Raw genomic sequence first — 25,629 nt, 5'->3', positions numbered from 1 at the left:
GGGCCGGAGAAGCCAAGCGTTCTCATCCCACGTTGAAGAAAGAAGGGGGTCCATCTTAAGCTCGGCCAGGTGGAAACCACGTCGTTCCCGGGAATCGCAGCCTTCCCCTGCCTTTTGTGATTGCTTCGAAGCATAAACTGCATTATAATTTATTTACGAAGCATAAACTGCATCTAACGGTGGTGGCATGATGAAGAAGACCCGGACCCCGATCTCCGATTTGATCAAAGCGAAATTTTCCACACTTTCTTCCGGCCAAAAAAAAGTCGCGGAGTTTATCGTTTCCCATTTGGAAGAAACCGTATGGATGAAGGCCTATCAGATCGGACAAAAAGCCGGCGTGAGTGAAACCACGGTCATCCGCTTTGCCTTTGCTCTCGGATTCGCCGGATTTTCTGAATTGCAAAACACCATACGCCAGGAGTTGTTAGCCGGGAAGCAGATGGACAAAGACAATGACGATGAAGTCATACGACCAAGAGGACAAACGGTGGAGAGTTCCTTCCAACGGGTGATCCAAACAGAAAAATCGATCCTGGACAAGCTCTTGGAAGAGACGAACACGGAAAAGGTGTTAAAAACCGTTGACGCGCTGATCCGGGCCAATCGGGTCTACATCGGAGGATTCCGCAGCTCCTTCGCCGCCGCCTATTGGTTCTACTACACACTCAGCCAGCTGAGGGAGAATGTTTGGATCACATCACCGACTCATTTTCTACCGGAGCACATGTGTGACTTGGACGAAGATTCCGCGGTGGTGGTGATTTCATTTCCCCGTTACACCAAAGAAGCACAGCTGATGGGAGAGCAGGCAAAAAAACAAAAGGTCAAACTGATTTCGATCACCGATCGACCGCTGTCCCCGATCGGCCAAATCTCCGACCTTACTTTGATCACGGAAGAAAACATGGCATCCGGGTTCAACTCCATCGCCTCGGTGATCAGTTTGATGGACCTGATCATCACGGGATTTCACCAGCGGGATTCCGAGCAGATCGGTCAACGGCAGAAAAAGCTTGAACAGATGTATACCCGTCAGCAAACATTTCTGGAGTGACGGCTTGACAACCCATCCGCTTGGATGAAATGAGGTGAAAAAACATGCGTGAAGCAGCTGAGAAGAAGAGGGCAGAAGGGCCGGTCCTTTCTTTTTCCCCGGGGGATTATCTGTGGTTTATCATTCCTTCCGTGCTCGGAATCCTCTTATTCATGATTCCGATCCCTTCCAATGAGAGTCTCACCATCCCGATCGCTTTTGTGGCGGATCTCATCAACCAACATTTCGAAGCATGGTTACCCACTGTCATGACTTACATGATGGTCCTGTCCGTGGCCGGATCCATCCTGGTGAGAACCCTTCCCTCCGGTTTTCTCAAGAAACAATCTTTCCTCTTCAATCTGTTCAACATCAGCAACTTCTGGCTCTCCGTCCGGTTTCTCGGAATGGTGTTCGCGGTGATGACGCTTTACCGGTTCGGTCCCGGTTGGGTCTATTCCGACAACACAGGCGGACTGTTGATGTACGATCTGGTGCCGCTGTTGTTTTCCATCTTTCTTCTGGCCGGACTTTTTCTCCCCCTTTTGTTGAATTTCGGCCTGTTGGAATTGTGCGGGGCTTTACTGACCAAGGTGATGCGGCCGCTGTTCACATTGCCCGGACGCTCTTCGATGGACTGTATCGCTTCGTGGGTGGGAGACGGGACCATCGGGGTTCTGATCACCACCAAGCAGTATGAAGGCGGATACTATACAAAGCGTGAAGCGGCGGTCATCGGAACCACCTTTTCCGTGGTGTCCATCACTTTCAGCATCGTGGTGATTTCCTATCTGAAGCTGGAGCCCTACTTTGTTCCCTATTATCTGACCATTATTTTTTCCGGACTGATCGCCGCCCTCATCATGCCGAGGATCCCCCCTTTGTCAAGGAAACCCGACACCCCGTATGAAGCGGCGGAATACAAAACGGAAGAAGTCCGTCCTTCCTTGCGCTCCAACCTGAAATGGGGACTCGATCAGGCGGTGACAAAAGCCCGGAATAACAAGCGCATCCTTTCCCTTGTAAAAGAAGGTTTGCAAAACGTTGTCGAAATGTGGGCGGGAGTGGTTCCTGTCGTCATGGCCATCGGAACGGTGGCCCTGATCATCGCTGAATTCACTCCGGTTTTCCAATTACTGGGTTATCCCTTTGTCTGGCTGTTATCGGCGATGCAGGTCCCCGAAGCCGCCGCGGCCGCCCCAACCATGGTCCTCGGGTTTGCCGACATGTTCCTCCCCGCCGTGGTCGGCAGCGGAATCGAGAGTGAGCTGACCCGGTTTGTCATCGCCTGTATTTCGGTTACCCAGCTGATCTATATGTCGGAAATCGGTGGATTGCTGCTGGGCTCCAAATTGCCCATCCACTTCAAAGATCTGGTCATCATTTTCTTGGAACGGACTCTGATCACCCTTCCGATCATCACGGCAATCGCCCATATTCTGTTTTGAGAGGCAGGGGATCCCTTTGAACGAGGTCCATCAACAAATCCTCCGGCAGAGAAACGAGATCCTTCAAACCTGGCGGAAACTGCATTCGTTGGCCGAACCCAGCTGGAAGGAAAAAGAAACCTCCGGGTTCATCCGTGAAAAATTGCGGGATCAAGGCCTTCCGGTCCAAACTTATGAAAACCACTTCGGGCTGACAGCGGAAATCAAAGGAAGAAAACCCGATGTCATCGCCCTTCGTGCTGATCTGGACGCTTTGGTCCAGGAAGTGAACGGAACCCTCCGACCCAACCATTCCTGCGGACACGACGCACACAGCACCATGGTCCTGCACACGGCCCTCCATTTGGCCCGCTGCGCCGGAAGACTCAATCACACTATCCGGTTCATCTTCCAGCCGGCCGAGGAAAAAGGGCAGGGCGCGCTGCAGATGATGAAAGACCGCGCCCTGGATGACGTCAAATTGCTGGTCGGGATCCATTTAAGGCCCCGCTCGGAAATTCCTTTCAGACAAGCCGCCCCCGTCATCATCCACGGTTCGGCGGCCAACCTGACCGGGGTCATCAAAGGAACCCCTGCCCACGCCTCGAGGCCGGAGGACGGCAACAATGCCATCGAAGCGGCTGCGTGTTTGATCCAAACCATCCGAGGAATCCGCTTGAAAAGCAGCCACTCCCATTCCGTTAAAATCACCGAATTGCATTCCGGCGGCAACGCTACCAATATCATTCCGGACACGGCCCGGTTCACCTTCGACATGAGGGCCGACACCAACGAAGCGATGGAGGAGTTAATGGAAAAAGCGCTGCAGGCGGTGGAAAAAACCGCGGAATGGACCGGCACCGCCATCCATTCCAAAGTGGAGGATTTTTTGCCCGCCGCGAGCTTCCACCCAAAGGCTGTCGACGTGGCCAAAAATGCCATTGTATCCACGCTGGGCGAACAAAACCTGGTCCCGGTCTGCCGATCGCCGGGAGGGGAAGACTTCCATTTTTACGCCTTAAAAAACCCCCATATCGCCTCCACGATGATCGGATTGGGATGTGATCTTCAGCCCGGTTTGCATCATCCGGATATGACATTCAACCAGGAAGCCCTGACGGATGGAACGGAAATCCTGACAAAGATGGTGTTGCAGGCGGACCCGCTCGAATGGTGACCATTTTCCGACCCCCGAAAGGGTCAACAGAGGAGGTGTCTGATTTGGAAAGGAAAACGCCCCCCGACGTTTCCATACGCAGCTTGACATCCCCTGAAGAATTGACCGCCGTCCGTGATTTGGAAAGGTTGATCTGGAAAAACGATGACCCGGTGCCGATCCATCACACCGTGGCCTCCGTAAAAAACGGGGGATTGGTGTTGGGAGCGTACATGGACCACATCCTGGTCGGCTTCCAGTACAGCTTTGCCGGATTCGACGGGAAAAAGGCCTATCTCTGCTCCCACACCCTGGGAATTCATCCGGCATACCGAAAACAGGGGATCGGCGAAAAGCTGAAATGGGCCCAAAAAAAAGAAGCCCTCGAAAAAGGATATGACCGGATCATCTGGACGTACGATCCGCTCGAGACGGTCAACGGTTATCTGAATCTGCACAAATTGGGCGGGACCTGTTCCGTATACATGGTCGATGCCTACGGTGACATGCCGGACGAATTAAATGCCGGCATTCCGTCGGACCGCCTGCTGGTGGAGTGGCGGATCCGGGGCGGACCGGACGCGGTTCCGTTTCCCGGAAGAGAGGACCCTCCTCCCCTTCCATCCGAACAAAATCGGTTGATCGACACAGCGGACGGTGTGCCCCTGGGAGTGAACCTGGACCCGGAAAAAAAAGCGGAAACCTTGTTTATCCCGGTGCCCGCAAATTTCCAGCAGATCAAACAACAAACACCCGAAGTCGCAAAAAAATGGAGGATCATGGTGCGTCAGGCATTCACCCACTGTTTTCAACGCCATTGGATGGCGGTGGATCTGATCCGCAGCCAACAACACAAAAATCTGTGTTTTTACGTTTTGAGAAAAGGCAGGTCATAAGATGGAACTGAAGCAGGTCATTCTGAGACATTTGAAAATGAAGCTGTTGCATCCATTCACCACCAGCGTCGGCACGGAAGTGGACAAGGATTTTATTCTGGTCGAAGTGAAATCGAAAGACGGATTGTCCGGCTGGGCTGAATCGGTGGCCGCCATTGACCCCACTTACAAAGAAGAAACAGTAAAGACCAACTGGCATATCATGAGCGATTTCCTCATCCCTCTCTTATTCCGGGAGCCGATCACCCATCCGGACCAGGTTTCCCAACGTTTCAACCCCATCCGCGGAAACTATATGGCGAAAGCGGCTCTGGAAGGTGCGGTCTGGGATCTTTACGCGAGAGAAAGAGAACAGCCTCTGGCAAAAGCTCTCGGCGGCACCAAAAGCCGGATCGAAGTGGGGGTCAGTGTGGGGATCCAGGATTCCGAAGAGGAATTGTTGCACCGGATCGAAAAACACCTGCGACAGGGCTATAAGCGGATCAAGGTGAAAATCCGGCCCGGCTGGGATCTCAATATATTGGAAGCCATCCGAAAACGGTTCCCGGATATCCCGCTGATGGCGGATGCCAACTGTGCCTATACACTGAAAGACATGGACCGGTTGGCCGCGCTGGATGATTTCAATCTGACCATGATCGAACAGCCGCTGGGCTTTGATGACCTCGTGGATCATGCGCAATTGCAATCCAAACTGAAAACACCCATCTGTTTGGATGAAAGTATCCATTCCGCGGAAGATGTGAGGAAGGCCATTCAATTGGGCAGTTGTAAAATCGTCAACATCAAAATCGGTCGCGTCGGCGGGTTGACGGAATCCAGGAAAATCCATGATTTGTGCGAGAGCCACCACATACCGGTCTGGTGCGGAGGGATGGTGGAAGCAGGTGTGGGAAGGGCGCACAATATCGCCATCACCACCTTGCCCAATTTTGTTTTGCCCGGTGATACCGCCTCTTCTTCCCACTATTGGGCCAGGGACATCATCGACCCGGAAGTGGAGGTTCATGACGGGATCATCGAAGTACCGGAAAAACCAGGCATCGGCTTTGAGCCAAATCGAAAAAGGATCGATGAACTGACGTTGTACGCCCGGCACTTCAACCCTGACAGTCCTTTCATCGCCTGAAACAACCCGGCTTCCGTGAATGGAAGCCGGGTTGTTTGATGACACAGTGCAACCGGAGTGGCTTCGGGGTAAATGCCGTCGCTCATTTTTTCACAATACTTCTAGTCTGTTTCCCCCCGAAAGTAATGAATTCGATTATCTGGTTTAAGGAGGATCATTCGTCCTCCCTTTTCCTTGATGAAGGATTGATTCGGTATTCTCATACCATTTCCTTTTCTTAAAAAATGAAAGGAATCGAACCAAGATCCGAGAAATAGAAAGAACAAGCAAAGTTTAGGGGGAAAAAGCAAATGAAAAATGGCCTTCGAGAAATTCGCCAATGACACAGACGGAGTCAATGAGAGAGATGCGTTGGGGGGCTGCGCCTCTATCGAACGAGGAAGCCGACCTTCCATTGAGCTGGCTAATCAGATGGAAGAAGAGTTTGAATTTGACTGGCTTTGCTTCTAAAGACAACTTCTAAAGAAGATTCCACTCAAGGAGTGAAATGATTGGATAAGAATGAGCTGTTCAACATCGGCCAAAAAGCACTGGGGGCGCAGTCATTCAGCAGTCTTCTTGGAACGAAGCTCACAGTGTTCCAACCTGGTGAGGCCGTGCTGGAGATCCCCGTGCGCAAGGACTTGTTGCAACAAAACGGATTTGTGCATGGCGGCGTTCTCAGCTATGCCGCTGACAACGCTCTGACCTTCGCTGGCGGCTCGGTTCTGGGACCCAATGTCTTAACGTCCGAATACAAGATCAATTACTTGAAGCCCGCTGTTGGGCAAAAGCTGGTCGCCCGTGGCAACGTTGTTTACGCGAGTAAGCGCCAAGCCGTATGTCGCTGTGATGTCTTTGACACCAAGGACGGAGAAAGGGAGATCCTGTGCGCCACCGCTCAGGGGACGATCGTGACAATGTCATCTGAAAAGCCAGAGGCGGGCCACTAATCCCAAGAAGACGGCTGCTGCCATACCACCAGAATAGCAGCCGTCTGCTACCTCACGCTGTGAAGTCCCTATTTAAACCTTCAGTCACTAAAAGCGTTGTGATTTATGGTCAGGCTCAGAAGAAGGGAAGCGTTCACCCGAAACAGCGACTTTGCTGTCCTGCCCAGGTTTCACCAGTGGGGATCACAAACCTGATTCGCTCCATCTACAGAGAAGGAAATTAAGATCGCTGTGGAGTATATCGATCAGATGAATTCAACACATCGACTTCCAAAAGGAAGTGTCGGATGAAGGAGCGTATCTCCATGAATGACAGATGGAAAAGCGACGTCCAACTGCGGGACGTATCCGAAGAAGACCTTCCCATATTCTTTGAACAGCAACTGGATCCATCCGCAAACGACAAGGCCGCTTTTACGGTTAAGGACCCGTCGGACTGGGAAGTCTTCTCTACACATTGGAGGCAGATTTTAAGCGACGAGGCGATCACCAAAAAGACTATTCTCTTAGAAGGAATCGTGGTTGGCCACATTTCGAATTTCAAACAGTTCGATCAACAGGCCGTCAGCTACTGGATTGGAAAGCAATATTGGAACAGAGGCATAGCTACACAAGCGCTATTCAAGTTTTTGAATCATGTAAAGACACGCCCCCTTTATGCGCGTGCGGCCAAAGACAATCTTGCTTCACTTCGGGTATTAGAAAAATGCGGGTTTTCGATCATCGATGAAGATAAAGGATTTTCCAATGCTCGCGGTGTGGAAGTGGAAGAATATATTTTGAAACTGGGGGCGGCCACCTGAATGTTACGACGATCCCCCTTCACGAACCGGTTAACTCTTTTTCGAGACGACCGCCGGGTCAGCCGTCCGATTCTTTACCGATATCCGGCAACACGGTTTTGGCGATCTTTTTATCGAGATCTTCATAGGAATAGTATTGGATGGTATTGTAAAGTTCCTCCCGGGTTTGCATTTCATTCAACAGTTCCTTTTGCGTACCTTGATCAAAGATTTTCTTAAAGGCGCTTTCATAGGCTTTTGCGGCGACTCGCAGGGAAGTGACAGGATAAATGACCGCATGATAGCCGAATGATTCAAATTCCTCAGCCGTATAATACGGAGTCTTTCCAAATTCGGTCATATTGGCGAGCAAGGGGGCTTCGACTGCTTGGCTGACTTGTTTAAATTCCTCTTTTGAGGTAAGGGCTTCCGTAAATATCACGTCAGCACCCGCTTTGATATAGCATTGCGCCCGTTGGATCGCTCCGTCGATCCCTTCCACCGCTTTTGCGTCCGTCCGTGCGACCACCGTTAATGTCGGGGCAATTTCCCTGATCGTCTCAATCTTTTGCATCATTTCTTCCACTGATATCAGTTTTTTTCCGTTTAAATGACCACATTTTTTCGGCAAATCCTGATCTTCGATTTGTACGGCTGCCACTCTGGCTTCCACCATCTCTTTTGCCGTTCGGGCCACATTTAAAATACCGCCGAAGCCTGTGTCGATGTCGACAAGTAAGGGTAAATTGACGGCACGGACGAGGTCCCGGGCGCGGGCGGCCATCTCTTCCGAGCTGATCATACCCAGATCGGGAAGCCCCCTGCTGGCGGTATAGGCCGCACCGGATAAATACAAGGCCTGAAAGCCGACCTGCTTGGCAACCAAGGCGGCCATGGCGTCATGGGTACCCGGAATTTTTAAGATGGAAGGGGTGTTCAATAAGAATTTTAATCTTCTAGCGAGTTCAGCCTGACTAATCTCCTGTTCCACAATCCAGGTCATTTTTAACTGCCCCTCTCCTCAAATCACAAATAAATCCATAAATTCATTTACACTCGTGTCTCTTAAACGATTTTCGTCTTCGCACAACTGGAGAATCTGCTCCACTCGTTTGGACGGGAAGCGGGTTCTCAGGTTATGCTCGAATTTTTTTATGATAAGCGGAATAGCCTCGTTCCTTCTGCGGCGATGGCCGATCGGATACTCGATTTCCACTTGTTCTGTTGCTGTTCCGTCCTTGAAGTGAACCTGAACGGCATTGGCGATGGAACGTTTGTCGGGATCCAAGTAGTCTCTGCTGTATCGCTTATTTTCTATCACTTCCATCTTCTCTCTCAGTTGATCGATTTGCGGATTCCCGGCGACATCGTCTTCGTAATGATCGGCCGTGATGTCACCGTAGATCAAGCCGATGGCCGTAATATACTGGATGCAATGGTCCCGGTCGGCTGGGTTATGAAGAGGCCCCGTTTTATCGATAATCCGAATGGCCGATTCATGTGTTGTAATCGTCACTTTTTGGATGTCATCCAGACGGCCGACTACGTCGCGATGGAGTCGGACTGCGCATTCGGCTGCCGTTTGGGCGTGAAATTCCGCGGGATAAGAAACTTTAAAGAGAACATTTTCCATCACATATGAGCCCAAGGGACGGGCCAACGTCAGCTTCTGACCTCCGAACAGAACATCCTGAAACCCCCAACCCGGCGCCGACAGAGCGGTTTTATAGCCCATTTCGCCCTTTAAGGCCATCAGAGCGAGGCGAACGGCGCGGCTAGTCGCATCGCCGGCTGCCCACGATTTCCGTGAGCCTGTATTCGGCGCTTGGCGATATGTCCTCAAGCTGGCACTGTCGATCCAAGCGTTAGAAAGAGCGTTGACGACTTCTTCCTTATTTCCGCCGAGCATGGCGGTTACGACCGCCGTCGAGGCCACTTTTACGAACAATACATGGTCGAGACCTTTGCGGTTCAGACTGTTTTCAAGGGACAGAACCCCTTGAATCTCATGGGCTTTTACCATCGCTTCCAGAACCTGCTCCATCATGACGGGAGCTTTCCCCTCCGAAATCCGCTTTCGGCTCAAGTAGTCCGCCGCCGCCAAAATACCGCCCAGATTATCGGAGGGATGTCCCCATTCAGCGGCAAGCCATGTATCATTATAGTCAAGCCAGCGAATCATGCATCCGATGTTAAAGGCCCCATGCACCGGATCGAGTACATAGGATGTTCCGGGCACACGGACCCCGTTCGGCACGACCGTCCCGGGAACAATCGGTCCGAGATGCTTGGTGCATTCCGGATAGAGAAGGGCGAGAATTCCGCAGCCGAGGGTATCCATCAAAACGTAACGCGCTGTTTCCAGCGCCTCCCGGCTGGTAATATTTTTATGGACGGCATATTCTGCAATTTCCTCGAGCAATGGATCGGTTTCCTGTTTTTTCAAGGATTTTGTCTCCCGCATGGAAAACCTCTCTCCTTCTTTATTTTATAACCCTTGTCTGATACGGTTTCTTTTCTGCCATCTGTTTTGAAAGTAGGGAAACAACAAGGATAAAATCGATAGGATGAGAATCGTCAGTGCGACCGGTCTTGTCGCAAAGATCATCAAACTGCCGTTGGAAATGGTGAGGGACTGACGCAAGGACTGTTCCATCATCCCCCCTAAAATAAAGGCCAAAATAAAGGGTGCAGCCGGAAAAGAGACGAGTCTCATCAAATAACCGAGCACTCCGAATCCTAATAGCAGATAGAGATCAAAGGTGTTGAAGCTGATTCCGTAGACACCGATGATACAAAACACAATGACCAAAGAGATGAGCAATGGACGCGGGATTTTTAATATTTTAGAGATATACGGGATCAACGGCAGGTTTAAAATCAACAAAAAGATGTTTCCGATATACATGCTGGCGATCACACCCCAAAATACATCCGGGTGTTGTTGATACAGCATCGGACCGGGTTGAATCCCCAATACAATCAAGGCTCCCAACATGACAGCGGTTGTCCCCGAACCGGGGATTCCCAGGCTCAAAAGCGGTACAAAGGCACCAGTGGAAGAGCCGTTGTTGGCTGTTTCGGGAGCTGCCACCCCTTTTACGGAGCCTTTACCGAATTCATCCGAATTTTTCGCTATTCTTTTTTCCGTTAGATAACCTAAAAACGATGCGATGGTTCCTCCCGCTCCAGGCAACACTCCGATGAGGAAGCCCAATATGGATTGTCTGCCCATCGGACCCTTCATTTCGTGTAACTCTTTCTTTGTCAAGTGCAAGCTCCCTATATTTTTTTGATCGGTTAACCTCTCTTTCCGATTTAAAATAAGAGAACAAACCTCGGCCAGGGCAAACAGTCCCAGAGCGACGACAAGGAAATCGATTCCCTCTGTTAAATGAGGACTATCGAATGTAAATCGGGGGGTTCCGGTTTGTGCATCGATCCCGATCGTCGCAAACATAAAACCGACGGTTGCCGAGATGAGTGCTCTGATGGTCGACCCCTCGGAGAGACTTGAAATGGCCGTCAAACCCATCAGCATGAGCATGAAATATTCCGGAGGCCCGAATGAAACCGCAACCTTTGCAAGTGTCGGCGCAAAAAAAGTGAGAAGGATAACACCGACCGTCCCTCCGACAAAGGAAGAGATCGCTGCGATCGCAAGTGCCTTCCCCGCTTTCCCTTGCTGCGCCATCGGGTAACCGTCAAATGTGGTTGCTACGGCTTCGGAAACCCCTGGCGCATTCAGCAATATGGAGGATGCGGCACCGCCGTAAGCTGCACCATAATAAACACCTGCCATCATGAGCAGAGCGAGGGTGGGGTCCATCCCGTAAATGACGGGAATCATCACCGCAATGGCAGTAATCGGACCCAATCCCGGTATCATCCCGATCAATGTTCCAACCACAACACCGATTAAAACGAACAGGATCCCGTGAAAACTGAACGCGATTTGAAAGCCGGTCAACAATCCTTCCAGTGCTTCCATGAGGATCCCCCCTTTAAATAGGTAATACACCTTGAGGTAGCTCGATCTGTAAAAAAGAAGTAAACAGATAATAAATCAAAATGGGTGTAAGTACGGAAACGACCGCATTGATGACCCATTTTTTATAACCGAGAAACCAGGAGCAAACGAAAATAAAACATGTAGTCACCAGGATGAAGCCGACCCGTTCAAGCAGAAAAATATAGAGTAGAATGAACAAAAGCACTGCCACAAGAATGAGAATCTCTTGTTTCGGTATCGCGCGGTTGCTTTGCCCTTCCTCGCTCTCCCGGTCCTTTTTGAAAAACAGCAGAACCGATAAAAAGAGAAGAAGAAAACCGAGCGAAATCGGGACAACGTCCGAATCCACCGGAACGTATGCAAACGGCGGCAAACGAAAACTCAGGATTAGATAAACAATGGAAAGTACGATTAAGAAAAGCGCAATTTTCTGGTTTGTTGTTTTTAACACCTTCATCCACCACCCTAAATACAGGAGATGGAACCGATGGGAAACATCGGCTCCATTTCCCATTTGTTTTATTTTCCTAAACTTAACTCATCGATCAACTTTTGAAGTTCGTCCTTCTCTTTGGATAAGAACTCCATGTATTCGTCATGATCCATGTACATTTCTTTCCATCCATATTTCTCGCGGATTTCAGCCCAGGCTTCGGAATCGCTCAACTCCTTAAACTTCTTTTCGTAATAGGAGAGGGCCGCTTCGTCCATGTTCGGCGGACCGAAAAAGCCTCTCCAGTTGACGAACGTCGCATCGATTCCCTGCTCTTTTGCCGTCGGGAACGTTGACACTACATCTCCGTCCAGTCTTTCTTCGGACGTCACGCCCAACACTTTAATTTTTCCGGCTTTCGCTTGTTCTAACGTTTCTGCCACACCCGTTGTATAAACATCGGCACTCCCGTTTAAGAGTGCAGTTAGAGCTCCTCCGTCCTGATCGGATACATATTTAATTTTTTTAATGTCAACCCCGGCTTTTTTTGCCACTTTAACAAATTGGATGTGATCCATGCTTCCCGGAGAGGAAGCACCGATGACTGTGATGCTGGATGGATCTTTTTTCATATCGTCAAAAAGCTCGTTCAGGTTGTCCCATTTTGCGTCCTTTCTGACCGCGAAGGCGCCATAATCGGCAATCATGTTGGCAATCGGGGTAAAATCTTCATACGTATACTGTGACTGTCCGTTTAACGGAACCAACAAAAGCGGCGGAGAGGAAACAAATAAGCTGTTAGGACTCTTTTTTGAATGAATGTATGACCATCCGAGGGCACCGCCGCCGCCCGGTTTATTGATCACCCCGATATCCTGTTGGATGATTCCTTCTTCTTCAAAAACTTTGGCAGCCATTCGGGCCGTCGTGTCCCAACCGCCGCCCGGACCGGCTGGTGCCACGATTTCAATCGGTTTGTCAGGCTTCCATTCTCCGCTATCACTTTCTTGACTGCCGGAGCTACTGCTTGAACAAGCGGCCGTGAAAACCAGGACAAAGGTCAAAACCAAAGCTCCTGCCATTTTTTTCAAAGTCATTCATCTCCTTTTCTTAAATAATCAATATTATAAATATTAGATATATTTCTTAATACTGTTCAAAACGGCGGTACTCCCCTTTCGGATATGTTCCCGCATGACTCTTTCAGCTGTTTCCGGGTTCTTGATTTTTAGTGCATGTAAGATCGCTCGATGTTCTTCAACGGCCTTCATCCCTCTATCGGGAACAGCATCAACACCGAAGTAACGGTAACGTTTAATATGTTCGATGACATGTTGTAAAAGGTCTTTTGCCTTTTTATTTCCGCTCGTTTCATAAATAAGCTGGTGAAACTTTTGTCCGTATTCTATGACCAATTGTGAATCTTGAATGAAAGCGGCCCTTTCCATTTTTATAATCTGTTCCTCCAACATCGCAGTCGATCGATCGTCGATCTTTTCGGTACATTCACGGGCCAACAGTCCCTCGATCATTTCCCGGACGCCGTATAACTCGTTGACTTCTTTTACCGAGATTTCGGAAACGCGAACACCTCCCTTGGTGCTTTTTATACACCAACCTTCTAGTTCCAACCTCTTCATCGCATCTCTGAGAGGTGTCCGGCTTACAGCGAGCAAACCTGAAAGCTCATCCTCTTTCAGCCTTTTTCCGGGAGGTAATTTACCTTCGATGATATACTTTTTCAACAGTAAATAAGCCTTATCACCAATCGATTCCGTTTTTAATTTACCAATGGAAGATAAATGTTCCACGAAAGAAGAAACCACCTTTGCGTCTCTGTATATACAGTATTTCTGTATACAAGAATACATCAAGTATAAACATTTGTCAATATATTTTCATAAATGAATCGATTCTATAGCCTAAGTCACTGATGGTAGCCATCCCTTTCCACTGGTTTCTTTCCACCGCCTCGGCGGTCTTGAAGCCTTTCTGCTCCATTTATCTTGTATTGACGAACCCAAACTTTCAAACGACCCACGTCATGGATCCCCAATTTCTCGGCCACACCCCGTTTGGTAACACCCTGCATCCTCATTTGAACTGCCTTCATCTTCAACGAAACTTGAACTTCTGTCCTTTTTTCGCCATGAAAAACACCCCTTAAAAGTAGTCCCGTTCACAGGGGGTTTTTCCTGTGTCTACTTTAAGGGGTGCACATCAGGCTCCTGATGGGGTGTTTATGAGAATAATTAACTATGGGGAGCGGTTGTTTTACCACCGAGGGAATCCGTCGGGCCAGCATCGTCTTCACGTACGATATGTAACCCGCCCGCTTGGAAAACTGCAACACTCCTGAACTGGACAAAAAATGCATACCTGTGCTAACCTGTGGATAGAAATAGTAACGGCGGCAGGGTGATCCCCACCGCCGGGTAGCTGCCGCAGACAGGCGGCCACAGTGGCGAGAAGTAACCCGCGAACCTTTGCCAGGGGGCGGGTTACTTCTTTTTGAACGCCCGATACGCGACATAGACGGCTAATGCTTGAACAACCACACCAGCCACCTTGGTGATCAGGCTAAGAAGCTTTATCGGCCTCACCCCCTCTCTCCGGAGGGTCGTGTGGCCGCCGCCCTTGGCTACTACCATGGTCTATTTTACCATATCTGCATCTGAGTGGTCGTCCATTCAGGGCAGTCTTTTCCTTGTTTTTAAAAGGACAGCAACGCATCATCAAAACAACCGATCAAACGTTCGCGACGCTTGAATGGTACAACAACGAAACATCGAAAAGCGATTATGGAGAAGATTAATCGGTTACGAAAAACCCCCGGGAAGGGGGTTTCGTTCATCTTTCCTCTTTTGAATGTTCGCGGGAATCAAAAAATTATTGCGCTGTTTCATAACGATGATCCTGTTTTTTTTCATGTATCATTTCCTTTTCTGTTGCGGCAACCGTTACACTTCCAATGTTGTCACCCAAAACATTGGTGAATGTGCGCAGCATGTCTAAAATCCGGTCAATACCAGCTACTAAAGCAAGGCCTTCTTTGGGTAAGCCGACAGACGTCAAGACAAGCGTCAGCATAATTAATCCGGCCATTGGGACAGCAGTGGCCCCGATTGACGCTAACACACCTGTTAATACAATTAACGCAAGCTCAATCCCACTTAAATGAATACCGTACACATTAGCGATGAAAACAGCTGAAATTGCCAAATATAAGCTGGTACCATCCATATTTACCGTCATCACAAAACTTCTGACTCTCTTGGAAACCCCCATATTTTCTTGCGATTTCATACTGAACGGATAAGCAGCTGAAGAGAGGGCGCTTGAAAACGCCATTAACAACGCTTCCGAAGAATTCTTTAAAAATTTGGTAACAGAATATCGGCCAATGATTTTAAGTATGGGTAAATAGACCAGGGATACATGGATGATCACTGCAGCCAATAAATACAAAACAACCGAGATCAATGGTAAAAGAACTTCTAATCCATAGAGACCCGTGGTTGGCGCAATCAAGCAAAATACACCGTAGGGAGCAATTTGAATTACAATCTGAACAAATTTGAACATGACTTCTGCAAAACTATTGAAAAATCGGGCCATTTCCTTTCCTTTTTCACCAGCTAACATGATCGACGTACCCAGCAGGATGGAAAAAACAATCACTTGCAGAACATTTCCTTCAGCCATTGCACCTACTGGGTTACTGGGTACAAGTCCGAATAACATGTCAGTTGGACTGACCGGATCCGGCGGAGTAAATCCCGAAGTTTCTATATCGAGTTTAACTCCCGCTCCCGGTTGGATGATAAGAGCTACAATGAGACCAATTACAACAGCAACCGTTGTTGTACTTAAAAAATACAGGACCGTTTTAATCCCCATTCGGCCAAAGCTTTTAAAATTAGACACACTAAGAATGGAATTCGTTATCGTAGCCAATACCAAAGGGATGACCAGTATTTGTACAATTTTTATAAACAGATCGCCCAACGGTTGAAAAAACTCAGCCCGATCTCCCAGAAAAAAACCGGTAATGGCCCCAAGAACTAACCCTATTAAAATCTTTGTCCGTGAACCTCTCGCCATTGAAATGGCGAGCTTCTCGTTTCATCGAGCCGACTCCTGCCGCACTCTCCACGAAGGCCAGTTCCTGGCCTGATCAAGTGTTAAGAAACTTTTTGTCTTGCCAGTTGTAGAATGTTAATGGCCGCATTGACATCCCGATCCTGTACATAGCCACAAAAGGGGCAACGATGGACCCGTTCGACCCATGTTTTTTTGACGATTTCACCACAGCTTGCGCATCGTTGGCTGGTTTGATGGGGGTTGACCTGGACCACACGCTTACCAGCACTCTCAGCCTTGTAAGTCGTGTATTGAACCAGTTGCCTCCATCCCGCATCCACAATACTTTTCGCCAGGTGATGATTCTTGATCATCCCTTGCACGTTCAGATCTTCAAAGGCGATCAAATCGTATCGCAACACCCACTCATGACTGATCCGATGCGCGTAATCCTTCCGCTGATTCGCGATTTTCTCATGCATTCTGGCAAGAAGACGGATCGCCTTTTTCCTGCGATGGGAACCTTTTTTCTTTTTGGATACGAGCCGCCCGAGCCGTTTCAGTCTCCATTCCGATCTGCGCAATTGTTGGGAAGGGGCAAAAAACTGCTCATCGGATGTAACGGCTAAGTGCTTGATTCCCAGATCCACACCGACTTCCTTCCCCGTTTTCGGCAAGGGTTTAAGAGCTTGTTCTGCGGTGAGACAAGCGTAGTACCTCCCGTTTTTCCTGACGATGGTGCAGGTCTTGATGGTACCGGTGACTTGACGATGCAAGCGGATTCGAACCTCTCCGATTTTGGACAGATGCAAATATTTCCCCTCCACGGAGAATCCGCTTTGCGGATAGGTGAAACTATGATAGCGGTTCTCCCCTTTAAATCGGGGGAATCCCGCTTTTCCTCCGCTTTGTACACGCTTGAAAAAAGCTTTGTATGCTTTGTCCAGCCGTTCGGCTACATTTTGCAGCACTTGCGAGTAAACTTCCTTTAATACTGGAATGGCCTTTTTTCGCTCCGGCAGAGTCTTCTTTTGTTCATAATAAGTCAGCGTTTTCTTTTCTGTTCGGTATGCGTAAATCCGCTCGTCGAGCAAACGGTTATACAACAATCGGCACCGTTCCAAGGTGAAGTCGATCCTTTCCTGTTGCTCCGGCTTTGGATATAACCGGAATTTGTAGGTGCGAAGCATCAGTCTCCCCCTTTCTTTTGGTTTTTGATATATCTTTGGATGGTATCCTCTGAGATGGAACCGATGGTTTCGATGTAGAAACTACTGTTCCAGAGATGTCCTCCCCAAAGCCTCTTCTTTAGATGAGGGAATTTTAAGAAACATTTTCGGGCAGAGATTCCTTTTAGCATCTTGACTATGTACGAGGGGGCCACCTTTGGATGAGCGGAAGCAAATACATGGACATGATCCTTCTCACCCACTTCCATCATGACAATTTTAAAACCCTTTTCTTCCGCGATTTCTTGAAAAAGCTTTTTCAGATAGGATTCGATTTCCGCATCCAGTACTTTTCTGCGGTATTTGACGGACCAAACGATATGATAATTGACGTATAGACACAGGTTCTTGCATGCTTGATGTTCTCTTTTCCCATACATGTAGTATAGCGAAAATGATGGGAATTAGCTATATTTCAAGCGAGTTCTCTTTAACATATGGTCTGATCAGATTGTCGGACTTGCGAGGGGGTTAATACCCCCCTCGTCCGATGACCGAAGGGAATGCCTGTGGTGCGCTCACTTTCATCTGCCCCATTGAAATGGGGAGGATTCCCGCTCGCATTTCCTAAAACCACCATCAGGTAAATGAGTCCAAACTTCAACCCTCGTTGAACATAAGGGTTGTCCGGATCCGGTTTCTTGGAGCTTCCATGGACCATGTTCCTGTGTCGAAACAGATCGTTCATCGGTTCATCCAACACCTTTACCGGATATTCCTCCGGAGAAGGCTTCTCTGCGTGGATCGTATTCGGATCGACAAGCGGTTTCATTGTTTCACCCCTTCAGTCAGGTCTAGTAGTACCGCATCCCTCAATAATTGAATAAAGTCCAAAACACCCACCATAAAAAACAAGAAGAAAGACGGGTACCAAAGTTCTTGGGCGAAGTGCAGCCCCGCAAACGCAGCTGTGAAAAAGACGATAAAGCGAGCGGAAAATGGAATAAAGGACAGTACCAAGCATAACGAGAGATAATAAACGTCACGATCATTCCCATCCCCAGCTTCATCCACATCGTCCAACCTATGTCTTCCACCCTTCCCCCAAAAAAACGGGTAAAATCCTCATTCCACCAAAAGATACTGACAACAATTCCAACCCCCCTCCAAGAAACCCTGCCCATTGCTTAAATAAGCGCAATGATTTCACCTCACAAAGGTGTCACACTACACAGCGTTTTTTCTATTCCCTTCACAAAAACCTCCTGAGTTTATGTGCGCTCTCACAGAAATATTCGACCCGTGCCAAATCCCTTCGCCACCGACTGTGTTCCTGTACGTTCTTCCCGTCCGCCATACATACGCAAAACCCCGATCGTATGGATCCCGCTTTTCTACATCGTATTCCAATTACCGGGCTTCTTTCCCCAGCCGTGCTCTCCCCCCTCCGCCGCGGTCGCCCTACTCCCACCATTTCCGGTCCAGCGTCCGGTACTGGATCGCCTCGGCCACATGAGCGGTGTCAATGGTGTCCTTGCCTTCCAGGTCGGCGATGGTGCGGGCCAGTTTCAGGATGCGGTCGTGGGCGCGGGCGGAGAGGCCGAGGGTGTCGAAGGACTGCCTCAGGAGATCCCGGGAGTCCCGGTTGAGTTGACAGTTATCCCGTATGGAAGCCGGCGGCATGGCGGCATTGTGCAGGATGGAGGTGCCCCGGTAGCGTTCGGACTGGATGGCGTGGGCCCGGGCCACCCGTTCCCGAATGACGGGGGAGGGCTCCCCCTTCTCCGTCGAGGTGAGGGTCGAATAGTCCACCCGGGGGACTTCCACGTGGATGTCGATCCGGTCGAGCAAGGGACCGGAGAGCTTGGAGCGGTAGCGCCGGACCTGCGGATGGGTGCAGGTGCAGGCGCGATCTTCCTCGTAACCGAAGTAGCCGCAGGGACAGGGGTTCATGGAACCGACCAGCATGAATTCCGCCGGAAAGGTGAGCACCGCCCGGGCGCGGGCGACGGTCACTTCCCGGTCCTCCAGGGGCTGGCGGAGCACTTCCAAGGCTCCTTTGGAAAACTCCGGCATCTCGTCGAGGAAAAGCACACCCCGGTGAGCCAGGCTCACTTCCCCGGGTTTGGGCGTCGACCCCCCGCCCACCAGACCGGCTTGGGAAATGGTGTGGTGGGGCGAACGGAAGGGCCGGCGGGTGACCAGCTTCCCCTTCCGGCTCAGTTGGCCGGCGATGCTCAACACCTTGGTCACTTCCAGGGACTCCTGCATCGTCATCTCGGGAAGGACCGAGGGAATCCGTCGGGCCAGCATCGTTTTTCCCGACCCCGGCGGCCCGATGAAGAGGAGGTTGTGCATGCCGGCGGCGGCCACTTCCATCGCCCGTTTCACGTGGGACTGACCCCGGACGTCGGCGAAATCATCGGGGCTCGGCTCCTCCTCTTCCCACCCCGTGGCTTCTTCCCCATCCCGGGGTTCCCATTCTCCCCGCAGATAAGCCATCGTCTCCTGGAGCGAAGAGACGGGAATCACTTCCATCCCCTTCACCAACCGGGCCTCCGGTGCATTGGTCACCGGCAGAAGCACCCGGGTAAATCCCGCCCGAATCGCCGCCATCACCATCGGCAGCACCCCGCTCAGGGGACGCAACATCCCGTCCAGAGCCAACTCCCCCAGAAACAGCGTCTTCTCCCATCCCTTTTCCGGCACCTGTCCGCTCGCGGCCAACACCCCCGCGGCAATGGCCAGATCGAAGCTGGACCCTTCCTTTTTCAGGTCGGCCGGGGCCAGGTTGGTGGTGATCCGTTGGAGCGGAAACTGGCAACCGCTGTTCTTGACGGCCGCCCGCACCCGGTCCCGGGATTCCCTCACAGCGGAATCCGGCAGCCCGACCAGATCAAAGGTCGGCAGGCCGTTGGAGATATCCACTTCCACTTCGACGATATATCCATCGATCCCCAAGACCGAACTGCTGTAAAGTTTGGCGTACATAGGCTCCTCCGCTCTGTCGAAATGGGTCGTTTTTCCACTTCCTTTATATCACAATCGAAATGTTTGCAAAAGTTTTTTCTTTTCGCAAGCCAGTGTGCTGTCCAGACATTGCACCGGGTCACATGAGACCGTCAAAAATACAAAAAAAACCTCCTTCCATCCATGACAGAATGGAAGGAAGCTTGAGATGACACACCCCTGAACTTGCGAGGTGGTTGAAACATGGCCTGAAGGCGTTCCCTCAGGAAGTGCCCTTGGGGTGTTACAACCGTGTGAAGCGTCAAGCTTTCTCCTTTTCCCCTTCCCACTCCCGGTATCGCTCGGAAACCAATCGAGTCAGGGAAGAATTCGGTGGGATCCCGGCAATCGTTTGCAGCGTTCCCGCGATGCCTTTGCGGTCCAGGAGTTGTTGCAATTCCACTGCTTCCGGATCGTTCCCGTCATCGAAGAAGAGCGCTGCAGCGATTCCGGCGGCCAGATAACGGGGTTCCAAACCGTGGTCCGTCAGCTGGAGGGCGGGACCCACGAGGCGGTCCGTCGGTCTCAGTTTACGGATGGCGGAACGGCCGACACGTGCGACCGGATCGGTGAGGCGGGGGTTCGAGAATCGCTCCATGATCCGGGTGATGTAGTCCCGGTGCCCCTCTTCGCTGAAGCTGTGTTTGGCAACCAGCAGGACTCCGGTTTCCTCCAGCGCGCCGGTGACGATCTTCTCCACCCGGGTATCCCGCATCGCATCCCGGATGGTTTCGTGTCCCAGGAGCCGCCCTGTATAGGCGCAGACGGCATGGCCGGTGTTCACCGTATACAGTTTCCGTTCGATGTAGGGGGTGAGTTCCTCCACATAGGTGATCCCCTCGATGGGCGGGATTTCTCCCCGGACCCCTTTGCGATCGACCATCCATTCATAAAAGGGTTCAACCGTCACTTCCAGGGGATCCGTCCCCGTCTGGACGGGAACGATCCGGTCGACGGCGGCGTCGGGAAATCCGATCCTGTGTTCCAGGGACTCCCTCTCTTCTTGGGACAGATGAGCGGCAATTTCCTTCTTCAGCATGGTGGAACCGCCCAGCATATTTTCGCAGGCGATGACGTTAAGCGGGACCTCATTCCGGCGGAGCCGCAGGCGCAAACCCTCTGCGATCAGCGGCGCGACCTTTTTCAAAACGGTCGGACCCACGGCCGTGGTGACGATGTCCGCCGCAGCCACCGCCTCTCTCACCCGCTCGGGTTCCGTCCGGCTGTCGAGGGCGGTGACCCCCGACACATCCATCCTTTCGGTCCGTTCTCCCAACAGACGGACGGAATAGCTCCCCCGTTCTTTCAGCGCCTTCACCAATGGAGCCCGGACATCGACGAAGCACACGTGGTATCCGGAGTGACTGAGCAGGGCACCGATGAATCCCCGCCCGATGTTTCCAGCACCAAAATGGACCGCCCGCATCCTCAGCTCCCCCCTTGGAACATGGAGAGGAGCTCCTCTTTGGACCCGGCCTCCACCATTTTGGCCACGTTCGCCTCGTCCGAGGCGACCAGGGCGATCCGGGAGAGAATCTCCATGTGTTCGCCGTTTTTTCCGGCGATGCCGATCACGATTTTGGCCGTTTGCCCGTCCCCGAAATCGACACCTTCGGGCAATTGGACAATGGAGATGCCCGATCGGCGGATGTTGGCTTTTCCTTCTTCCGTCCCGTGGGGGATGGCCACGGAATTCCCGATGTACGTGGTGAGGGATGCTTCCCGTTCGATCATGTTGTCGATATAGGAAGGCTCCACGTACCCCTGGTCGACGAGCAAGCGGCCCGCCAGACGAATGGCTTCTTCTTTATCTTCCGCCCGGGCGTTCAGGAGCACGGTTTTTTCGTTCAGGATGTCATCGTTCATTCTGCTTACACCTTCCTTTGTTCCTCAATCTTTTCAAACAGAGTCCGGTGGAGTTGTTCCGTCAGGAATCCACGGATCCGGTCTTCGTCCTTGGATTGGAAAATCGCCGGAGATTCGACGATGAGAGCGCTGATCCGGCTCAGCAGGTCCGGGATGACGTCCACCCCGTTCTCCGGCCCAAGCATCACCAGCAGGCCGGTCATCCGCATCTTTCTCCCGTCCATCCCTTCCACATCGATGGGCCGTTCCAGGTCATAGATGGTAAAGGATGGACGGGAGATTTCATCGGCCCGTGCATGAAAGAGTGCCAGTTCCGTTCCCGGGATCCCCAGCCCCCCCAACCGCTCCCGTGCCAGGAGCTGATCCATCACCACAGCGGGCTCGCGAAGCACCCCCTCGGCTGCCAGCCGCTCGCAGACCGTCTCCAATACGGCCGGGAGCGTTGAGGCGGCGGGAATCCGCGTCAAAGAAAAACCGCGGAGAATCATGAGAGTACACTCCACCGCCTCCCGGACCCGCTCCATCGCTTCCAGGACAGCTTGGGTATCGGCGGTGTCTCCGGTTGGCTCCGGCGACGGCCGTTGGAACTCTCCGCGTCCCCTCTGTTCCAGACGGGTCCGAATCCGGGAGACATCCCGTTTCGTCAGGTAGGGATGGACGCGGATGTATTCCCCTTCCTCCAGCTCCAGCGGGATGGTGGAGAGTATCAGATCGTAGTTTCGGGGCTCCTTCCGTTGCCATTCCAACAACGATGCGGTATCCACCCCGGTGATCTCCGGAAACTCCGCCTGCAGACGGCTGGCAAGCAGCTTGGATGTTCCGATTCCGCTGGCGCAAACCACGAGAGCCCTGAGGGGACGGCCGCGACGCTTTCTCTCCAGAGCGGCCCCGAAATGCATCACCAGATAACCGATTTCTTCACGGGGGATCCGGTGCTGAGGGAAGATTTCCGCCATCGCTTTTTCCACCGCATCAAACAGCGCCGGATAATCCTTTTCAATGCGGGGAAGGAGCGGGTTGTGGATCGGCAGGCCTTCTTCCAGCCGATAGACGGCCCGTTCCAGGTGGGCCAGCAGTCCCTGCAGCAGGGAGGGATCCTCCGTCAGGGAGACACCCATGGCTTGCCCGACCCGCCGGATCAATTCCCGGGTCTCCCCGATCACCGCTCCGGAACGCTCCCGGAACCAATACCCTTCGTCGCTTCCCAGCTTCGCCCCGCGCAAATGCAACACGATATTGGCGATCTCCGAATCCGGAAACGGCAAACCGAAAACAGCGCTCAATCGGGCGGCGATCTTCTCCGCCACCTCCTGTTCCTTTGTCCCGGCCATGTGTGCCAGCATTTCTGGATCGAACTCAAGGGTCTCCCCCTTTTCGATCCGTTCCAGCGCCAAGGCCAAATGGACCACCAGGCCGATATAGGCGGTATCCGCCATGGAATACGGCAGGTTTCCGATCTCCTCTTTCACCGCCTCTTCCACTTGGGCCAGTCTCTCTCTTTCCACCAACCCCAACAGCCGCTCCATGACGGGATCGGAGTGGTCCGGGGATTTACGGGTGATGGATCGTTTCAGGAGTCCCAGGATTTCCCCTTCGTCAAAATGCTCGGCAAGGAGACTCCGCATCGCTGCCCGGCGGCCCTTTTCCCCGCCGATGACCTGGATGCCCCATCCCCGCTTTTTGACCAGGGTGAGGCCGAAGGATTTCAACCACGCTTCCACACGGTCGAGATCCTGGCTGACCGTGGCGGGCGACACTCCGAGGTCCCCCGCAAGGGCCGCCAGTTTGACCGGCTCCGAGGTTTCCAGCAGGGTACAGAGAAGATAGGCTTCCCGTTCCCCCGGTGTGTAGTCCGTTTCCTGAGAATCCGTAAGGGCGGCAAGAAGCGACTCCACACCGGCGGGATCTCCTTGCAGGGAAACCCCCACTCCCGCCTGTTTACGCAAGGAAAGGCCGAAGCCGTCCAGCGTGGTCTCCAAACCCGCGAGATCCCGGTGGATCGTTCGCGGGCTGACGCCGAGGGCTTCCGCCAACTCTTCCACGGTCCAGACGCGTGCCTGGCCGGTCAGTAAACGGAGGAGGTTTCTTTCCCTGGATGTGAAGTACATGGGGGTCACCTGCTTCGGAGTACTTATTTCGCTTCGTCTTTTTTCAGCCGGTTGACGAGGGCATCGTATTCGGAACTGCCCAGGAAGTTGTCCACCGAAATGTGCCGGGCTCCTGGCAGTTTCGCTTTCGCCCGGTCGGTCAGGTTCTTGTGAGTGATCACGATGTCGGCATCGGCGGGGAGTTTGCTGATGGCAGTGTTGGTCACTTCGATATCGAGACCCGCTTTTTGCACCTTGTTTTTCAGGATCGAGGCGCCCATGGCGCTGGAACCCATGCCCGCATCGCAGGCAAATACGATTTTGTTCACTTCCTCTTCCTTTTCAAGCGGTTCTTCGCGAACGGTGACTTCCGCCGGTTCCTCCATCACCGCCGAAAGAGGCTTGCTTTTCTTCCCTTTCATCGCTTCCATTCTGCGGGTGGCCGCCTCCAGATCCCCTTCGGTTGCGGCACTTCGTTTCAGGAACAGCGAGGCCACCAGGAACGAAACGGTCGTCGCGACCAGTACTCCGGCAAGCACACCCGGATATCCGCCCCGGGGTGTCATCGCCATCAGGGCGAAGATGCTGCCCGGAGAAGGAACCGCCACCAATCCCGCCCCGAAGAGGGAGAAAGTGAAGACCCCGGCGACGCCGCCACCGATCGCAGCCAGGATGAGTACCGGTTTCATCAGGATATATGGGAAATAAATCTCATGGATGCCGCCCAGGAAATGGATGATCGTCGCACCGGGTGCGGATTGCTTGGCCATCCCTTTGCCGAACAGCCAGTATGCGGCCAGGATCCCGAGACCCGGCCCCGGATTGGTTTCCAGCAGGAAGAGAATCGACTGACCTGTTCTGGAGGCCTGATCCACCCCGATCGGGCTCAGGATGCCGTGATTGATGGCATTGTTCAGAAATAACACCTTGGCCGGTTCAATGAAAATGTTGGCCAACGGCAGCAATCCCACCCCGATGATCCACTCCACGCCAGCGGCCAGGGCTTTGTTCAACCCCAACACCACCGGTCCGATGGCGAGATAGGCTGCAATCGTGAGCAGACCCGCCACAATCCCGGCGGAGAAGTTGTTGACCAGCATCTCGAAACCGGAACGCACTTTTCCTTCGAACAGGCGGTCCACCCCTTTGATGGCCCACCCGCCCAAGGGTCCCATGATCATGGCCCCCAGAAACATGGGGATGTCGGCTCCGACGATGACGCCGAGCGCAGCTGTGGCACCCACCACCCCGCCGCGGGCGCCGTACACCATATTGCCGCCGGTGAAACCGATCAACAGCGGTAACAGATATTTGATCATCGGATCGACCAACTGGGCCAGGTTCTCATTGGGCAGCCATCCGGTCGGTATGAACAGGGCCGTAATCAGTCCCCAGGCGATGAATGCCCCGATATTCGGCATGATCAGTCCACTTAAAAAACTGCCCATCCGTTGAATTTTTACCCGCCAGGAATGGTCACCATGGGTGACACTCTGATTTGCTTGAAGGCCGGACATGCGCATTCCCTCCTTTGGTTCCCGTCTATCTCAAGGATAAAGCGGTTACATCCCCTTCTCAATGCAAAGAAAATGCAACTTTGTCATTCCCCTTG

At 52.1% G+C, this 25,629-nt stretch carries 22 protein-coding genes and 1 pseudogene; 7 read left to right on the top strand and 16 right to left on the bottom strand.

What is annotated here, in order from left to right:
- The first annotated feature begins 190 nt into the window (after positions 1-190).
- From C8P63_RS06820 to C8P63_RS06790, 7 genes are all read left to right on the top strand, one after another.
- Positions 191-1,057 (top strand): MurR/RpiR family transcriptional regulator, encoded by an 867-nt coding sequence (locus tag C8P63_RS06820; protein WP_245920753.1) that lies wholly within the window; start codon positions 191-193, stop codon positions 1,055-1,057.
- Between the two features lie 44 nt (positions 1,058-1,101).
- A complete protein-coding gene (locus tag C8P63_RS06815; RefSeq protein WP_108022597.1) occupies positions 1,102-2,484 on the top strand; it encodes a YjiH family protein in 1,383 nt (460 codons plus the stop codon).
- Between the two features lie 16 nt (positions 2,485-2,500).
- Complete coding sequence (locus tag C8P63_RS06810; protein ID WP_108022596.1) at positions 2,501-3,640, top strand: amidohydrolase; 1,140 nt, start codon at positions 2,501-2,503, stop codon at positions 3,638-3,640.
- Between the two features lie 44 nt (positions 3,641-3,684).
- The gene (locus tag C8P63_RS06805) at positions 3,685-4,515 is read left to right on the top strand and encodes a GNAT family N-acetyltransferase (protein WP_245920751.1); all 831 of its coding nucleotides are present in this window, start codon (positions 3,685-3,687) and stop codon (positions 4,513-4,515) included.
- 1 nt (position 4,516) lies between these two features.
- Positions 4,517-5,644 (top strand): o-succinylbenzoate synthase, encoded by a 1,128-nt coding sequence (gene menC / locus C8P63_RS06800; protein ID WP_108022594.1) that lies wholly within the window; start codon positions 4,517-4,519, stop codon positions 5,642-5,644.
- 491 nt (positions 5,645-6,135) lie between these two features.
- Positions 6,136-6,576: a PaaI family thioesterase gene (locus C8P63_RS06795; protein ID WP_108022593.1), complete on the top strand. Its 441-nt coding sequence runs from the start codon at positions 6,136-6,138 to the stop codon at positions 6,574-6,576.
- Between the two features lie 287 nt (positions 6,577-6,863).
- Positions 6,864-7,379 (top strand): GNAT family N-acetyltransferase, encoded by a 516-nt coding sequence (locus C8P63_RS06790; RefSeq protein ID WP_245920750.1) that lies wholly within the window; start codon positions 6,864-6,866, stop codon positions 7,377-7,379.
- A gap of 58 nt (positions 7,380-7,437) precedes the next feature.
- Here the strand turns inward: C8P63_RS06790 and prpB are convergent, their stop codons facing one another.
- The 16 genes and pseudogenes from prpB to C8P63_RS06705 form a co-directional block, all read right to left on the bottom strand.
- Entirely contained in the window at positions 7,438-8,361 is a 924-nt protein-coding gene (gene prpB / locus C8P63_RS06785; protein ID WP_108022592.1) for a methylisocitrate lyase, read from the bottom strand.
- A gap of 18 nt (positions 8,362-8,379) precedes the next feature.
- Positions 8,380-9,822 (bottom strand): bifunctional 2-methylcitrate dehydratase/aconitate hydratase, encoded by a 1,443-nt coding sequence (locus C8P63_RS06780; protein WP_108022591.1) that lies wholly within the window; start codon positions 9,820-9,822, stop codon positions 8,380-8,382.
- A gap of 24 nt (positions 9,823-9,846) precedes the next feature.
- Entirely contained in the window at positions 9,847-11,349 is a 1,503-nt protein-coding gene (locus C8P63_RS06775) for a tripartite tricarboxylate transporter permease (RefSeq protein ID WP_108022590.1), read from the bottom strand.
- A 13-nt stretch (positions 11,350-11,362) separates the two neighbouring features.
- On the bottom strand, positions 11,363-11,884 hold the full coding sequence (locus C8P63_RS06770) for a tripartite tricarboxylate transporter TctB family protein (protein ID WP_245920748.1): 522 nt from the start codon (positions 11,882-11,884) through the stop codon (positions 11,363-11,365).
- 5 nt (positions 11,885-11,889) lie between these two features.
- The gene (locus tag C8P63_RS06765; RefSeq protein WP_245920747.1) at positions 11,890-12,900 is read right to left on the bottom strand and encodes a tripartite tricarboxylate transporter substrate binding protein; all 1,011 of its coding nucleotides are present in this window, start codon (positions 12,898-12,900) and stop codon (positions 11,890-11,892) included.
- A 36-nt stretch (positions 12,901-12,936) separates the two neighbouring features.
- Positions 12,937-13,614: a GntR family transcriptional regulator gene (locus C8P63_RS06760; RefSeq protein WP_170109536.1), complete on the bottom strand. Its 678-nt coding sequence runs from the start codon at positions 13,612-13,614 to the stop codon at positions 12,937-12,939.
- Positions 13,615-13,730: 116 nt separating this feature from the next.
- Positions 13,731-13,916 carry a helix-turn-helix domain-containing protein gene (locus C8P63_RS06755; RefSeq protein WP_108022635.1) on the bottom strand — a complete coding sequence of 62 codons (186 nt, stop codon included), beginning with the start codon at positions 13,914-13,916 and terminating at the stop codon, positions 13,731-13,733.
- Between the two features lie 776 nt (positions 13,917-14,692).
- Positions 14,693-15,907 carry a dicarboxylate/amino acid:cation symporter gene (locus tag C8P63_RS06750; protein WP_108022588.1) on the bottom strand — a complete coding sequence of 405 codons (1,215 nt, stop codon included), beginning with the start codon at positions 15,905-15,907 and terminating at the stop codon, positions 14,693-14,695.
- An 80-nt stretch (positions 15,908-15,987) separates the two neighbouring features.
- On the bottom strand, positions 15,988-17,076 hold the full coding sequence (locus C8P63_RS06745) for an RNA-guided endonuclease InsQ/TnpB family protein (RefSeq protein WP_108022587.1): 1,089 nt from the start codon (positions 17,074-17,076) through the stop codon (positions 15,988-15,990).
- Positions 17,076-17,491: pseudogene (gene tnpA / locus C8P63_RS06740) on the bottom strand (IS200/IS605 family transposase). Before tnpA ends, C8P63_RS06745 begins: the two are co-directional and overlap by 1 nt.
- A gap of 392 nt (positions 17,492-17,883) precedes the next feature.
- Positions 17,884-18,138 (bottom strand): hypothetical protein, encoded by a 255-nt coding sequence (locus C8P63_RS06730; RefSeq protein WP_108022584.1) that lies wholly within the window; start codon positions 18,136-18,138, stop codon positions 17,884-17,886.
- A gap of 378 nt (positions 18,139-18,516) precedes the next feature.
- Positions 18,517-20,046, bottom strand: coding sequence for a YifB family Mg chelatase-like AAA ATPase (locus tag C8P63_RS06725; RefSeq protein WP_108022583.1), 1,530 nt, complete (start codon positions 20,044-20,046; stop codon positions 18,517-18,519).
- A gap of 280 nt (positions 20,047-20,326) precedes the next feature.
- The gene (locus tag C8P63_RS06720; RefSeq protein WP_108022582.1) at positions 20,327-21,490 is read right to left on the bottom strand and encodes a mannitol-1-phosphate 5-dehydrogenase; all 1,164 of its coding nucleotides are present in this window, start codon (positions 21,488-21,490) and stop codon (positions 20,327-20,329) included.
- 2 nt (positions 21,491-21,492) lie between these two features.
- On the bottom strand, positions 21,493-21,930 hold the full coding sequence (locus C8P63_RS06715; protein WP_108022581.1) for a PTS mannitol transporter subunit IIA: 438 nt from the start codon (positions 21,928-21,930) through the stop codon (positions 21,493-21,495).
- A gap of 5 nt (positions 21,931-21,935) precedes the next feature.
- The gene (locus tag C8P63_RS06710; protein ID WP_108022580.1) at positions 21,936-24,038 is read right to left on the bottom strand and encodes a BglG family transcription antiterminator; all 2,103 of its coding nucleotides are present in this window, start codon (positions 24,036-24,038) and stop codon (positions 21,936-21,938) included.
- 23 nt (positions 24,039-24,061) lie between these two features.
- Positions 24,062-25,534 (bottom strand): PTS mannitol transporter subunit IIBC, encoded by a 1,473-nt coding sequence (locus C8P63_RS06705; RefSeq protein WP_108022579.1) that lies wholly within the window; start codon positions 25,532-25,534, stop codon positions 24,062-24,064.
- Positions 25,535-25,629: the final 95 nt, after the last annotated feature.

The organism is Melghirimyces profundicolus (assembly GCF_003054245.1).
Classification (GTDB): Bacteria; Bacillota; Bacilli; order Thermoactinomycetales; family DSM-45169; genus Melghirimyces; species Melghirimyces profundicolus.
Note: the sequence above shows the minus strand (reverse complement) of the source record. Positions and strands in the feature narration are given on the sequence as shown.

Bases quoted from the DNA above. Each gene is read 5' to 3' on its own strand.
- C8P63_RS06820 (WP_245920753.1), top strand. From the start codon at position 191: ATGAAGAAGACCCGGACCCCGATCTCCGATTTGATCAAAGCGAAATTT.
- C8P63_RS06815 (WP_108022597.1), top strand. From the start codon at position 1,102: ATGCGTGAAGCAGCTGAGAAGAAGAGGGCAGAAGGGCCGGTCCTTTCT.
- menC (WP_108022594.1), top strand. From the start codon at position 4,517: ATGGAACTGAAGCAGGTCATTCTGAGACATTTGAAAATGAAGCTGTTG.
- C8P63_RS06790 (WP_245920750.1), top strand. From the start codon at position 6,864: ATGAAGGAGCGTATCTCCATGAATGACAGATGGAAAAGCGACGTCCAA.
- prpB (WP_108022592.1), bottom strand. From the start codon at position 8,361: ATGACCTGGATTGTGGAACAGGAGATTAGTCAGGCTGAACTCGCTAGA.
- C8P63_RS06780 (WP_108022591.1), bottom strand. From the start codon at position 9,822: ATGCGGGAGACAAAATCCTTGAAAAAACAGGAAACCGATCCATTGCTC.
- C8P63_RS06775 (WP_108022590.1), bottom strand. From the start codon at position 11,349: ATGGAAGCACTGGAAGGATTGTTGACCGGCTTTCAAATCGCGTTCAGT.
- C8P63_RS06770 (WP_245920748.1), bottom strand. From the start codon at position 11,884: ATGGGAAATGGAGCCGATGTTTCCCATCGGTTCCATCTCCTGTATTTA.
- C8P63_RS06765 (WP_245920747.1), bottom strand. From the start codon at position 12,900: ATGACTTTGAAAAAAATGGCAGGAGCTTTGGTTTTGACCTTTGTCCTG.
- C8P63_RS06755 (WP_108022635.1), bottom strand. From the start codon at position 13,916: ATGAAGGCAGTTCAAATGAGGATGCAGGGTGTTACCAAACGGGGTGTG.
- C8P63_RS06750 (WP_108022588.1), bottom strand. From the start codon at position 15,907: ATGGCGAGAGGTTCACGGACAAAGATTTTAATAGGGTTAGTTCTTGGG.
- C8P63_RS06745 (WP_108022587.1), bottom strand. From the start codon at position 17,076: ATGCTTCGCACCTACAAATTCCGGTTATATCCAAAGCCGGAGCAACAG.
- C8P63_RS06725 (WP_108022583.1), bottom strand. From the start codon at position 20,046: ATGTACGCCAAACTTTACAGCAGTTCGGTCTTGGGGATCGATGGATAT.
- C8P63_RS06720 (WP_108022582.1), bottom strand. From the start codon at position 21,490: ATGCGGGCGGTCCATTTTGGTGCTGGAAACATCGGGCGGGGATTCATC.
- C8P63_RS06715 (WP_108022581.1), bottom strand. From the start codon at position 21,930: ATGAACGATGACATCCTGAACGAAAAAACCGTGCTCCTGAACGCCCGG.
- C8P63_RS06710 (WP_108022580.1), bottom strand. From the start codon at position 24,038: ATGTACTTCACATCCAGGGAAAGAAACCTCCTCCGTTTACTGACCGGC.
- C8P63_RS06705 (WP_108022579.1), bottom strand. From the start codon at position 25,534: ATGTCCGGCCTTCAAGCAAATCAGAGTGTCACCCATGGTGACCATTCC.